Source organism: Escherichia sp. E4736 (assembly GCF_005781225.1).
In the GTDB taxonomy this organism is placed as follows: domain Bacteria; phylum Pseudomonadota; class Gammaproteobacteria; order Enterobacterales; family Enterobacteriaceae; genus Escherichia.
Genome location: NZ_VATT01000007.1, coordinates 247977 through 261673, shown reverse-complemented (window position 1 = coordinate 261673; position 13697 = coordinate 247977). Strand labels below are relative to the sequence as shown.

Below are 13697 nucleotides of genomic sequence, written 5' to 3'. Positions count from 1 at the left end.
TTACATTGCGTCCAGAGCCTGCTCGAGTTTGTAGATATAGCGTGGAGCCTGCGGCGCGGGGTGATTTCTCGCGACGTGATCGAGGAACTCGTCAGCGTCCAGATCGTTGATTTTGCTGATCGCCTTTTTCCGATCTGAGGAGAAAGTCCGTAGCAGTGCGCCTGCCCCGTTAGCGTATGACACTACCAGCGCATATTGCAGTACTTTCGGATCTTCAATACCTGCCAGCGGGCCGGTTTCCAGAATATTCAGGTAAGCTGCCCCCATTGAGATATTACGCTCTGGATTTTTCAGCTCACTGGTCGTCGGCTCACCACTCCAGCCCATACGGCGATAAACATCGCGTCCGGACGTGGAGGCTTTTAACTGCATCAAACCAATGGCATTCGATTTACTCACCGCGTTCGGGTTACCGCCCGACTCGATAGCGATAATCGCCGTGATCAATTGTGGATCGACACCCCAGGCAGCACCGGCTTTCTGACTTATTGGCATCCACTTCATTGCACGTTGTACCGGAACTTTCGCGTTCCACGGAGGATTCGTATAGTCATGTTTTGATGAACAACCCGCTAATAACACAATCAAAAAGGCAAACCATCTCAATTTCACTTCATCTATCCTTATAGCCTGGAATCGCCGTTGAGGTGACAACGGCACACCTAAGCGGCATGATATACAATTCGTTTCTGTTGTCAGCAAGGAATTGCCATGTCTCAGTTTCACTTAATCGCCCCGTCGGGTTACTGCATTAATCAGCACGCCGCGCAGCGCGGTATTCAACGCCTGATGGATGCGGGTCATCAGGTCAATAACGTAGAGGTCATTGCCCGTCGCTGTGAGCGGTTTGCAGGTACGGAAACGGAGCGTCTGGCGGATATTAATTCCCTTGCAGGGCTGACATCACCCAACACTATCGTACTGGCGGTTCGCGGCGGTTACGGCGCCAGCCGCTTACTGGCGGATATTGACTGGCAGGCGCTGGTTGCTCGCCAACAACATAATCCGTTGCTGATCTGCGGGCATAGCGATTTCACAGCCATCCAGTGTGGACTGCTGACCCAGGGTAATGTCATCACCTTTAGCGGCCCGATGCTGGTGGCGAATTTTGGCGCGGAAGAGCTGAACGCCTTTACCGAGCACCATTTCTGGCTGGCATTACGCAATGAAACATTCACCATTGAATGGCAAGGGGAAGGCCCGACGTGTCGGACCGAAGGCACGTTGTGGGGAGGCAATCTCGCGATGCTGATTTCGCTGATTGGTACGCCGTGGATGCCGCAAATTGAGAACGGTATTCTGGTGCTGGAAGATATTAACGAGCACCCTTTCCGCGTCGAACGTATGCTGTTACAGCTCTATCATGCCGGAATTTTACCGCGTCAGAAGGCGATTATCCTCGGTAGCTTCAGTGGTAGCACGCCCAATAATTATGACGCGGGTTACAACCTGGAGTCGGTGTACGCGTTCTTGCGTTCCCGCCTGTCTATTCCACTCATAACTGGCCTCGATTTTGGTCATGAACAACGCACAGTTACGCTGCCGTTGGGCGCACATGCCATCCTTAATCACACCCAGGAAGGCACACAGTTGACGATTAGTGGTCATCCTGTTCTTAAAGTGTAAAAAAATCACGTTTCAGGGCTAAGTAAAACGCTGTTTCTGCCGCTAATATGGTAGGGTTTATATAAGAGACAGCGTAATCAGGAGTAACCGACCGTTGGATGCCACAACAATAATTAGCCTTTTCATCTTAGGATCCATCCTTGTCACCAGCAGTATTTTACTTAGTTCATTTTCTTCCCGTCTTGGCATTCCCATTCTGGTTATTTTTCTGGCGATCGGCATGCTGGCGGGGGTTGATGGCGTCGGCGGCATCCCGTTTGATAATTATCCTTTTGCTTACATGGTAAGTAACCTCGCGCTGGCGATTATTTTGCTCGACGGCGGGATGCGTACCCAGGCCAGTTCATTTCGCGTGGCGTTAGGTCCGGCGCTGTCACTGGCGACGGTGGGCGTGCTGATTACTTCTGGTTTAACCGGCATGATGGCGGCGTGGCTGTTTAATCTCAATTTGATTGAAGGCTTATTAATCGGCGCCATTGTCGGTTCCACGGATGCCGCTGCGGTATTTTCTCTGCTTGGCGGCAAGGGGCTTAACGAACGTGTTGGCTCGACGCTGGAAATAGAATCCGGCAGTAATGATCCGATGGCCGTGTTTCTGACCATTACCCTGATTGCGATGATCCAGCATCATGAGAGCAATATTAGCTGGATGTTCATTGTCGATATTCTGCAACAATTTGGTCTGGGCATTGTAATAGGTCTTGGTGGCGGTTATTTACTGCTGCAAATGATCAACCGCATCGCCCTGCCCGCCGGATTATATCCATTGCTGGCATTAAGCGGCGGTATTCTGATTTTCTCATTAACCACTGCGCTGGAAGGTAGCGGTATTCTGGCGGTGTATCTGTGCGGTTTTCTGCTGGGTAATCGCCCTATTCGCAACCGCTACGGCATTCTGCAGAATTTCGACGGCCTCGCCTGGCTGGCGCAGATCGCCATGTTCCTGGTGCTTGGGCTGTTGGTTAACCCAAGCGACTTACTGCCTATTGCCATTCCAGCGCTCATTTTGTCCGCATGGATGATTTTCTTCGCTCGTCCCCTTTCGGTATTTGCCGGATTGCTGCCGTTCCGTGGCTTCAATTTGCGCGAGCGCGTATTTATCAGTTGGGTCGGGCTGCGCGGCGCGGTGCCAATTATCCTAGCGGTGTTCCCGATGATGGCGGGCCTGGAGAATGCACGGCTGTTCTTTAATGTCGCCTTCTTCGTGGTTCTGGTTTCGCTGTTGTTACAGGGAACGTCGCTCTCGTGGGCGGCGAAAAAAGCCAAAGTGGTGGTTCCGCCCGTCGGACGCCCGGTATCACGCGTTGGCCTTGATATTCATCCGGAAAACCCGTGGGAACAGTTTGTTTATCAGTTGAGTGCCGATAAATGGTGCGTGGGCGCGGCGCTGCGCGATCTGCATATGCCAAAAGAGACGCGTATTGCGGCACTATTTCGTGATAACCAATTGCTTCATCCCACTGGCAGCACCCGACTGCGTGAAGGCGACGTCTTGTGCGTGATTGGTCGGGAACGCGATCTCCCGGCGCTCGGTAAACTGTTCAGCCAGTCACCGCCAGTCGCGCTGGATCAACGCTTCTTTGGTGACTTCATTCTTGAAGCCAGTGCCAAATATGCCGATGTGGCGCTGATATATGGTCTGGAAGACGGTCGGGAGTATCGCGATAAACAGCAAACGCTGGGGGAAATTGTCCAGCAATTGTTAGGCGCGGCTCCGGTTGTCGGTGATCAGGTGGAGTTTGCCGGGATGATCTGGACGGTGGCCGAGAAAGAAGATAATGAAGTGCTGAAGATTGGCGTTCGGGTAGCGGAGGAAGAAGCCGAATCTTAAGTTTGATCCGTCTTGTATCGCCGGATGCGACACTGGTCGCATCCGGCTACAACAAGTTACACCGTCACAACAGGCACACGTAACGCCAGCGCGCACATCAACTCATAGCCAACGGTTCCGGCAGCGGCGGCGACATCATCAATTTTGATCTCTCTGCCCCACAGCTCAACCGGTGTACCAATACCCGCCTGCGGGCAAGGCGTTAAATCGACCGCCAGCATATCCATCGAGACAGTCCCTACCGTCATGGTGCGTACGCCGTCGACTAAAACCGGCGTACCGGTTGGCGCATGACGCGGATAACCGTCAGCGTATCCGGCGGCAACAATGCCAATTCGCTGTTCATCGCGCGCGGTATAGCGACCGCCATAGCCCACACGATCTCCCGCTTTTAGCGTCTGGATACCAATAATCTCGCTGCTTAACGTCATTACCGGACGTAATCCGGTATTGGCGATATCGCGCCACTGACCGGACGGCGATGCACCATACAAAACAATCCCCGGACGCACCCAGTCAAAATGCGCTTCCGGATGCCACAGCGTCGCCGCCGAGTTAGACAACGAGCGTCGACACTCAAGCCCTTCCGCCGCCTGGTCAACACGCGCCATCGCCTCGGTAATCCCATCAGGATGCTCGGCCTCGGCAAAATGCGACATCAGGGTCATTTCGCCAACATTCGCCATCGCCCGCAGCTGCTGCCAGACGGTGGACACGCGATCGGGCAGGAAGCCCAGCCGATTCATTCCACTGTTCACTTTAAGATAAATATCCAGTGGTGCTTTTAGTCGCGCGTTTTGCAACGCTTTGAGCTGCCAGTTACTGTGAACGCAGGTAGTCAGGCGATACTGGTCATAAATCTCCAGATCCTGGGCGTGGAAAAAACCTTCCAACATGAGGATCGGCCCTTTCCAGCCGCGCTCACGTAGGGTAATGGCCTCTTCCAGATTAAGTAAGGCAAAGCCATCAGTCGCCCCGAGCGCACTCCAGATACGGTCAATACCATGCCCATACGCGTTCGCTTTTACCACCGACCAGACGCGCGCATGCGGCGCGGCCTGGCGGACAATGTTCAGATTCTGTTTTAATGCCTGTAGATCGAGGCTGGCCTGTATCGGTCTGGTCATCTCGATTCCTTAGCTGTGCGCGCCATGTAAATGGCCCGGGCGTGATGGCGTAAATCCACGGCTGTAGCGCGCTACGCTTAAATCCTCATACGGGATAGCAGGCGTGCGCCCCGAGAGCAGATCGCTTAACAGCTGACCGGAACCGCAAGCCATCGTCCAGCCGAGCGTACCGTGACCGGTATTCAGCCACAGATTTTTAAAGCGTGAACGACCAACAATCGGCGTGCCGTCTGGCGTCATCGGGCGCAGACCGGTCCAGAAAGTAGCCTGCTCGACATGACCGCCGCGCGGATAGAGATCGCGAACGACCATTTCCAGCGTTTCACGACGCGGCTGTAACAGTTCAGTGTTAAAGCCAACAATTTCCGCCATTCCGCCAACGCGGATGCGGTTATCGAAACGGGTAATGGCGATTTTGTAGGTTTCATCCAGAATGGTGGATACCGGCGCGCCATCTTCCTGCGCTATCGGAATGGTCAGGGAATACCCCTTCAGCGGATATACAGGAATATCAACAATGCCTTTAAGCATCGCCGTCGAGTAAGAACCAAACGCCATCACATACGCATCGGCCTTAATCACTTCATCACCACACTTCACGCCATAGATTTGTTCGCCGTCACAAAGCAGCTGATCAACTGGCGTATTAAAGCGGAATTTAACCCCTGCCTGCTCCGCCATCCGCGCCAGATTCTGGGTAAACAGCTGGCAGTCTCCGGTTTCGTCATTGGGTAACTGCAGGCCGCCCGTCAGTTTGTGCGCCACTTCTGCCAGCGCGGGTTCCACCTCCGCCAGGCGGCTGGATTCCAGTAATTTGTACGGCACACCAGCATCTTCCAGCACGGCGATATCGCGAGTGGCATTTTCATACTGTTGTTCGGTACGGAACAGTTGCAGCGTCCCGCCCTGCCGACCTTCATACTGGATATTTGTCTCTGCGCGTAATGCTTTCAGGCAATCACGGCTGTATTCCGCCAGGCGCACCATCCGCCCTTTATTTTCCATATAGTGGCTGGTGTCGCAGTTACGTAACATTTGCCACATCCATTTCAACTGGAACTGCGTACCGTCGAGACGAACGGCCAGCGGCGCATGGCGCTGAAACATCCATTTAATCGCTTTTAAAGGCACGCCTGGTGCTGCCCACGGCGCGGCATAGCCGGGGGAGATTTGCCCGGCATTCGCTGCGCTGGTTTCAAGAGCCGCCCCCGGTTCCCGATCAATGACGGTGACCTCATGTCCTGCCTGATTCAGATACCAGGCGCTGGCAACGCCTACCACACCACTTCCCAGTATGACAACTCGCATAGCCACTCCGATAACGGTAGATACAGTAAAAGAATAATAATCTAATTACATCTTGATAACTCAGTTGAAAATATTATTCAACATATGGGTTTTTTATGGTGAGCCAGCTCACATCTCCCTGACACAGCGGGAATATGCTGTCTTTGGCATCTCCTGCTGAACGTGCTTTTTATCCAGCAGAAAATTCCGTTGAGACGCTAATTATTGGCACTCCGATAATAAGAAATCGCAAAGAAAAAAATTCTCCGGCGACGCGGTTTTTAACAGGTGTTCTATGCTTGAAATGAGGCGTTCCACACAGAGAGCGCCGACAACAATGAGGTGCGCGTATGGCGACGATCGATTCTATGAATAAGGACACCACACGTTTGAGCGATGGACCCGACTGGACGTTCGACCTGCTGGATGTTTACCTTGCAGAGATAGACCGGGTGGCGAAACTCTATCGGCTGGATACCTACCCGCACCAGATTGAAGTGATCACTTCGGAACAGATGATGGATGCCTACTCCAGCGTCGGCATGCCGATTAACTATCCGCACTGGTCATTCGGTAAAAAGTTTATCGAAACCGAACGTCTGTATAAGCACGGTCAGCAAGGGCTGGCCTATGAAATTGTCATTAACTCTAACCCGTGCATCGCTTACCTGATGGAAGAGAACACCATTACCATGCAGGCGCTGGTGATGGCACACGCCTGCTATGGTCACAACTCTTTCTTCAAAAACAATTACCTGTTTCGCAGCTGGACTGACGCCAGTTCCATTGTCGATTACCTGATTTTTGCCCGTAAATATATTACCGAGTGCGAAGAGCGTTATGGCGTTGATGAAGTAGAAAAGCTGCTGGACTCCTGTCATGCCCTGATGAACTACGGCGTGGACCGGTACAAACGTCCGCAAAAAATCTCTCTCCAGGAGGAAAAAGCCCGGCAGAAAAGTCGCGAGGAGTATCTGCAAAGTCAGGTCAACATGCTGTGGCGTACCCTGCCGAAGCGCGAAGAAGAGAAAACAGTCGCCGAAGCGCGCCGCTATCCTTCCGAGCCGCAAGAAAACCTGCTTTATTTTATGGAGAAAAATGCCCCACTGCTGGAATCATGGCAGCGTGAAATCCTGCGCATCGTGCGAAAGGTGAGCCAGTATTTTTATCCGCAAAAACAGACCCAGGTGATGAATGAAGGCTGGGCGACCTTCTGGCACTATACCATCCTTAACCATCTGTATGATGAAGGGAAAGTAACGGAACGTTTTATGCTGGAGTTTTTGCACAGCCACACCAATGTGGTCTTCCAGCCGCCCTATAACAGCCCGTGGTACAGCGGAATAAATCCGTATGCGCTTGGTTTCGCCATGTTCCAGGATATTAAACGGATTTGTCAGTCGCCAACGGAAGAAGACAAATACTGGTTCCCGGATATCGCCGGTTCTGACTGGCTGGAAACATTGCATTTTGCGATGCGTGATTTCAAAGATGAGAGTTTTATTAGCCAGTTCCTGTCACCGAAAGTAATGCGTGATTTCCGCTTCTTCACTGTGCTGGATGACGATCGCCATAATTATCTGGAAATTTCTGCCATTCATAATGAGGAAGGTTATCGGGAGATCCGTAACCGATTATCGTCGCAATATAACTTAAGTAATCTGGAGCCGAATATTCAGATCTGGAACGTGGATTTACGCGGCGACCGTTCACTGACGCTGCGCTACATTCCGCATAACCGCGCTCCGCTGGACCGGGGGCGTAAAGAGGTGCTGAAGCATGTGCATCGCCTGTGGGGATTTGATGTGATGCTCGAACAGCAAAACGAAGACGGCAGCGTCGAGTTGCTGGAACGTTGCCCGCCAAGAATGGGTAATCTGTAAAAACAACAAAAAACCCCTCGTTTGAGGGGTTTGCTTTTTAAACGGAAGGGATTATCGCCCCTGAATGGCTAAATCACCTGGCAGATTTTTCTGCATCCGGTGCCATATCTCGCCACTCTCATGCCCATAGCGGCGCACTGTTTCGTAAACCTGATCATGCGCGCCTTCAGTGCACAATGCCGATAACTTGTGATAGAAGCCCAGTGCCAGACTGCGCGCCTCCGGATTAGCGAAATAGTGACGACCAATTCGCGTATACAGCCCTTTCATCCCGTTAAGGATCAGACCGTAAATTGGGTTACCGGAAGCAAACGCCAAACCGCGGAAAATGTTGTAATCCAGATCAGCAAAGGCGTCGGCGTGATCGGCCACTTCATTGGCGGTTGCCAACACTTCTTGCGCTTTATCAGGATGCTGACGAAACGCGGTGCGAATAAAAATGGTTGAAATATTGGTACGCACCGACAGCAAATTATCAATAAGCTGCGGCACACTTTCGTGATCCAGTCGCGCCAGCGTCTCAAGAATATTCAACCCGGAGGTTTCCCAGAAATTATTCACCTTCGTCGGTTTGCCGTGTTGAATAGTCAGCCAGCCGTCTCGCGCCAGGCGCTGCAACACTTCGCGTAACGTAGTACGCGTTACGCCAATTAATTCTGAAAGTTCACGTTCTGCGGGCAAAATAGTCCCGGGAGGGAAGCGGTTATTCCAGATACTTTCAATAATGTACTCTTCCGCGAAACCCGCCGGGCTTTGCGCCTTAATGACCATAGTGAGATTTCCATAACACAGCAAAACAAAGTTGCACTCATCATACCAGAGGGCTAATCACGCTGATAGCAGACAAAAAGAAGAAAAAAGGGATCAAGGCTTCATTTTCTGCATCTCTTTCTCCTTGATCATCAATACTTGCCTCACTCCTGCCCGACCGTTAAGCTTTGCGCTTAAACATAAAAACATCATTGATTATTACTAAGGTAAGGGAAACCATCATGGAAATCTCCTGGGGCCGCGCGTTATGGCGCAATTTTTTAGGCCAGTCACCCGACTGGTACAAACTTGCCCTCATCATTTTTTTAATTATTAACCCGCTCATTTTTCTCATCAGTCCTTTTGTTGCTGGCTGGCTGCTGGTAGCGGAATTTATTTTCACGCTGGCAATGGCCCTGAAGTGCTATCCGCTACTGCCAGGTGGTCTGTTGGCTATCGAAGCCGTATTTATTGGCATGACCAGCGCAGGACATGTTCGGGAAGAGGTGGCTGCAAACCTTGAGGTTTTGCTGCTACTGATGTTTATGGTTGCGGGGATCTATTTTATGAAACAGCTATTGCTGTTCATTTTTACCCGCTTGCTGTTAAGCATTCGCTCCAAAATGCTGTTGTCGCTCTCTTTTTGCATTGCGGCAGCATTTCTCTCCGCGTTCCTTGATGCCTTAACCGTCGTGGCGGTGGTGATCAGCGTCGCTGTCGGTTTTTATGGTATTTATCACCGCGTAGCCTCTTCCCGCACGGAAGATACCGACCTGCAAGACGACAGCCATATCGACAAACATTACAAGGTGGTGCTGGAGCAGTTCCGTGCTTTTCTACGTAGCCTGATGATGCACGCGGGCGTCGGTACCGCATTAGGCGGCGTGATGACTATGGTAGGCGAACCGCAAAACCTGATTATCGCCAAAGCCGCTGGCTGGCATTTTGGCGATTTCTTTCTGCGCATGTCGCCGGTAACCGTTCCGGTCCTGATCGGCGGCATGTTAACCTGCCTGCTGGTGGAAAAAATGCGTTGGTTTGGCTACGGTGAAACACTGCCGGAGAAAGTCCGCGAAGTGCTGCAGCAGTTTGACGATCAAAGCCGCCAACAGCGTACCCGCCAGGATAAAGTTCGCCTGATTGTCCAGGCCGCCATCGGCGTCTGGCTGGTTATCGCGCTGGCACTACATCTGGCAGAAGTTGGCTTAATTGGTTTGTCTGTGATCATTCTGGCGACATCACTGACCGGTGTGACTGATGAACACGCTATCGGCAAAGCCTTCACCGAATCACTTCCGTTTACCGCATTGTTGACGGTCTTTTTCTCGGTAGTTGCGGTGATTATCGACCAGCAATTGTTCTCGCCAATTATTCATTTTGTCCTACAGGCATCGGAACACGCCCAGTTGTCACTGTTCTATATTTTCAACGGCCTGCTGTCATCCATTTCGGATAACGTCTTCGTGGGGACGATTTATATCAACGAAGCGAAGGCAGCTATGGAGAGTGGCGTTATCACCCTGAAGCAATACGAGCTGCTGGCGGTCGCTATTAACACCGGGACCAATCTGCCCTCCGTCGCTACACCGAACGGACAGGCTGCATTCTTGTTCCTGCTGACCTCCGCACTCGCGCCATTGATTCGCCTCTCTTATGGCCGCATGGTGTGGATGGCCCTGCCTTATACCCTCGTACTGACTCTCGTCGGACTGCTCTGCGTCGAGTTTACTCTTGCCCCTGTAACCGAATGGTTTATGCAAATGGGGTGGATAGCAACGCTTTGATAACAACTTACCGGGCATATTTATGCCCGGTTTGCCTTTTCGCCCGATAATTGTTCAATTACATCCTATTTTTACTCCCTCCTGGTGGCGCAACGAATGAATTGGTTTAAACTGCGCATTCGATGCATATTGCAGGGAAATTATTATGTTGCGATTTTTGAACCAATGTTCACAAGGCCGGGGTGCGTGGTTGTTAATGGCGTTAACCGCTCTGGCACTGGAACTGACGGCGCTGTGGTTCCAGCATGTGATGTTACTAAAACCTTGCGTGCTCTGTATTTATGAACGTTGTGCGTTATTTGGCGTTCTGGGCGCTGCACTCATTGGCGCCATCGCCCCGAAAACTCCGCTACGTTATGTAGCAATGATTATCTGGTTATACAGTGCGTTCCGCGGTGTACAGTTAACTTACGAACACACTATGCTTCAACTCTATCCCTCACCGTTTGCGACCTGTGATTTCATGGTTCGCTTCCCGGACTGGCTGCCGCTGGATAAATGGGTGCCACAAGTGTTTGTCGCCTCTGGCGATTGTGCCGAGCGTCAGTGGGAATTTTTAGGTCTGGAAATGCCACAGTGGTTGCTCGGTATTTTTATCGCTTACCTGATTGTCGCGGTGCTGGTGGTGATTTCCCAGCCATTTAAAGCGAAAAAACGTGATCTGTTTGGTCGCTAATCAATTCGGCGCTCCTGCGGGAGCGTCTTTTTCCTGCCGCTATGTTTATTTGACTCGCAGTAAATCAGAACTTCGCGTTGTATAACGTGGTGAAAGCATGGCTCGCTTCATCTGCCATTGTTGCTGGATCCCCTGCCCGGCAAAATAGAGTGTTCCCCTGCCATCCTTAGCATTCAGCATATCCATTACCGCCATCAATTGTTCACTACCGGGACGCGGTGCGTTGTCATCGAACAAATTTAGCTGCGCCACTCCCTGACTGAAAAAATCGCCCAGCATCACTCCCGCTTTTTGGTAGCGATGGCCCGCTTGCCAGATGGCGTCCAGAGATCGCGTAGCCGCGTTAATAATGTCTCTGCTGTCCTGGGTAGGCGTCAGCAGTTTTACCGACGCACTATTACCGTAATAGGATTCATTGAGCGCAAATGGCGACGTTTTAATAAACGTGGAGATAAACCGACAATATTGATGCTCACTGCGGAGTTTTTCTGCCGCCCGGGCGGCGTAACTACAAATGGCCTGCCGCATCGATTCATAATCCGTGATACGTTCGCCAAACGAGCGGGAACAGATAATTTCCTGCTTCGTCGGTGCAAACTCTTCCAGCTGCAAACAGGGTTCGCCGCGCAGTTCACGCACCGTTCTTTCGAGCACGACATTAAAATGTTTACGGATAAACCGGATATCAGTATCCGCCAAATCCAGAACGGTTTTGATACCCATCGTGTTCAATTTTTTGCTGATGCGCCGTCCAATTCCCCAGACTTCATCTACGGGTAAAGCGGCCATTAATTTACGCTGGCGTTCCAGATTAGATAAATCCACCACCCCACCGGTCTGCCGCTGCCATTTTTTTGCCGCATGATTGGCAAGTTTTGCCAGCGTTTTGGTCTGAGCGATACCCACCCCCACGGTGAGATGCGTTCGTTGCAGTACCGTTGCGCGAATTTCTCTGCCAAAGTCAGTGAGATCGCGGCAGTTACGTACCCCCGTCAAATCGCAGAACGCTTCATCAATACTGTAAATCTCCACGCGAGGAGATAGCTCTTCCAGCGTCGACATCACCCGATTGCTCATGTCTGCGTAAAGCTCATAATTGCTGCTAAAGCAGACAACGCCACAGCGACGAAACAGCTCTTTTTGTTTGAACCAGGGATCGCCCATTTTAACGCCCAGCGCCTTTGCCTCAGCGTTTCGGGCAATAACGCAACCGTCATTATTCGATAGCACAACCACCGGTTTACCCCATAAGTCAGGGCGAAACACCGCTTCACAACTGGCATAAAACGAGTTCACATCGCAAAGGGCAAACATCAGCGCATCGCCTTTATTACATGGACAACTACGCCAAAGACATCCAGCGTATCCTCGCTGCCGAGGGTAATCGGCGAGTACGCGCTATTCATGGGAATAAGCTGTACCGTCGGGCGCAACTGCAATTTTTTCACCGTAAACTCGCCATCGACAGCAGCGATGACGATATCACCGTGGCTGGCGGTAATAGCGCTATCGACAATCAATAAATCACCGTCACTAATCCCACCGTCAATCATGGAGTCTCCGCTCGCTTTGACGAAGTAAGTCGCGCTGGGATGCTGAATAAGCAATTGATTCAGATCGATACGCTGTTCAACGTAATCCGCTGCCGGTGAAGGAAAGCCACACTGAACAAGATCGCTAAACAGCGGAAAAGTCACAATTTCGCGGAGATCCGCAGGCTTGATAAACAACATAATAATCTGCCTGAAGTTATACTGTTTTTATATACAGTAGTCTGTTCTTACCAGCAGATCAATACTGATTCAGGCTATCAATACCTGTCGCTGCGTAGGCTGATCCTTAAGGATTGCCGCCCCACTGTTAACCATCTGAACGCGGTATGGATATGTCGGTAAGCATTACCTGAAAATACGGTTAATTTTATAGTTTAAACCTTTTTTAGTTATTAGTAAGATACCTGTGCTTCCAAAAAAGCTGGGAAATTCAACGACTCTTGGAAATTTTTGGACCTTGTCCCGCGGCTACAATCCGACAGCCGCGTTTCTTTTTACTATCTAACCCACCGTAAACCTACGGACCTTGCTCTACGGCTCATCCTGTACCCGTGTGATCCTGGCCATGTAATGAATGGATAGCAGTGAGTTATCCGGTTACGACATCAACCAGTTCTTTGGTTTCATCACTTTGGACTCTGCCCACCACAATAAATCTGAGAAGATGGACAACGAGAGCAATAACACAGACCATAAATAAGCCTCAAAAAAAAATAATAAAAGAAGCCATTTGTTTTATTAACAACGAGGATTTAATGATCAATAGAATTACAGATGTTTTAGTTAATGGGATATCTTCGATATTAAAATGATATAAAGAGTAGTTATTATTTTCCTGACACATTATTCCCGGTGGCGGCCTTCAAGATGGTCATTGATAATGATCAAGTCAATAATATCTTCCGATATTTATATTTTTATCGTGAAGCGTTTTTACTATAGCCCTAAAGTTTATCGATCAGCTAAAGACACGTTACCATGGATTAACAGTATGAATGGAGCTTTTTCAGCACGGCGTGATATTAATCACGCCAGAGTTGGATAATGAAAAGCAATATGACAGACAAAAAGTTAATGCAGGACTTTTCCATGCGTGGGGGGGAGTTGCGTAACGTTAGGTATTTACGCTCAGGAAGATGGGGGTATTTATTATGTTGAAAATCATAGGGTAGATCAGGAT

11 protein-coding genes are annotated in these 13697 nt (G+C 50.6%); 5 read left to right on the top strand and 6 right to left on the bottom strand.

Features of this window, described 5'->3' with window-relative positions:
* Positions 1-612: a membrane-bound lytic murein transglycosylase EmtA gene (gene emtA / locus FEK46_RS05905; RefSeq protein ID WP_130205637.1), complete on the bottom strand. Its 612-nt coding sequence runs from the start codon at positions 610-612 to the stop codon at positions 1-3.
* Between the two features lie 99 nt (positions 613-711).
* On the opposite strand from emtA, the gene ldcA reads away from it, so the two are divergent.
* Together ldcA and FEK46_RS05895 are read left to right on the top strand one after the other, a co-directional pair.
* A complete protein-coding gene (ldcA, locus tag FEK46_RS05900; RefSeq protein WP_130205635.1) occupies positions 712-1626 on the top strand; it encodes a muramoyltetrapeptide carboxypeptidase in 915 nt (304 codons plus the stop codon).
* A 94-nt stretch (positions 1627-1720) separates the two neighbouring features.
* On the top strand, positions 1721-3457 hold the full coding sequence (locus FEK46_RS05895) for a potassium/proton antiporter (protein WP_064528688.1): 1737 nt from the start codon (positions 1721-1723) through the stop codon (positions 3455-3457).
* 56 nt (positions 3458-3513) lie between these two features.
* On the opposite strand, the gene dadX is transcribed toward FEK46_RS05895, so the two are convergent.
* Entirely contained in the window at positions 3514-4584 is a 1071-nt protein-coding gene (dadX, locus tag FEK46_RS05890; RefSeq protein ID WP_135559645.1) for a catabolic alanine racemase DadX, read from the bottom strand.
* Between the two features lie 9 nt (positions 4585-4593).
* Positions 4594-5892, bottom strand: a complete 1299-nt coding sequence (gene dadA / locus FEK46_RS05885; RefSeq protein ID WP_130205629.1) for a D-amino acid dehydrogenase — start codon at positions 5890-5892, stop codon at positions 4594-4596.
* A 329-nt stretch (positions 5893-6221) separates the two neighbouring features.
* Here dadA and FEK46_RS05880 point away from each other — a divergent pair, with 329 nt between their 5' ends.
* Positions 6222-7754, top strand: a complete 1533-nt coding sequence (locus FEK46_RS05880) for a SpoVR family protein (RefSeq protein ID WP_130205627.1) — start codon at positions 6222-6224, stop codon at positions 7752-7754.
* Positions 7755-7805: 51 nt separating this feature from the next.
* On the opposite strand, the gene fadR is transcribed toward FEK46_RS05880, so the two are convergent.
* Positions 7806-8525 (bottom strand): fatty acid metabolism transcriptional regulator FadR, encoded by a 720-nt coding sequence (fadR, locus tag FEK46_RS05875; protein WP_130215962.1) that lies wholly within the window; start codon positions 8523-8525, stop codon positions 7806-7808.
* Between the two features lie 221 nt (positions 8526-8746).
* Between fadR and nhaB the strand changes: the two genes are divergently transcribed.
* Positions 8747-10288, top strand: coding sequence for a Na(+)/H(+) antiporter NhaB (gene nhaB / locus FEK46_RS05870; RefSeq protein WP_130205623.1), 1542 nt, complete (start codon positions 8747-8749; stop codon positions 10286-10288).
* A 145-nt stretch (positions 10289-10433) separates the two neighbouring features.
* Entirely contained in the window at positions 10434-10964 is a 531-nt protein-coding gene (dsbB, locus tag FEK46_RS05865) for a disulfide bond formation protein DsbB (RefSeq protein ID WP_130205621.1), read from the top strand.
* Between the two features lie 45 nt (positions 10965-11009).
* On the opposite strand, the gene umuC is transcribed toward dsbB, so the two are convergent.
* Together umuC and FEK46_RS05855 are read right to left on the bottom strand one after the other, a co-directional pair.
* Positions 11010-12278 (bottom strand): DNA polymerase V catalytic protein, encoded by a 1269-nt coding sequence (umuC, locus tag FEK46_RS05860; RefSeq protein WP_135491162.1) that lies wholly within the window; start codon positions 12276-12278, stop codon positions 11010-11012.
* On the bottom strand, positions 12278-12697 hold the full coding sequence (locus FEK46_RS05855; RefSeq protein ID WP_130205617.1) for a translesion error-prone DNA polymerase V autoproteolytic subunit: 420 nt from the start codon (positions 12695-12697) through the stop codon (positions 12278-12280). Before FEK46_RS05855 ends, umuC begins: the two co-directional genes overlap by 1 nt.
* Between the last annotated feature and the right edge of the window lie 1000 nt (positions 12698-13697).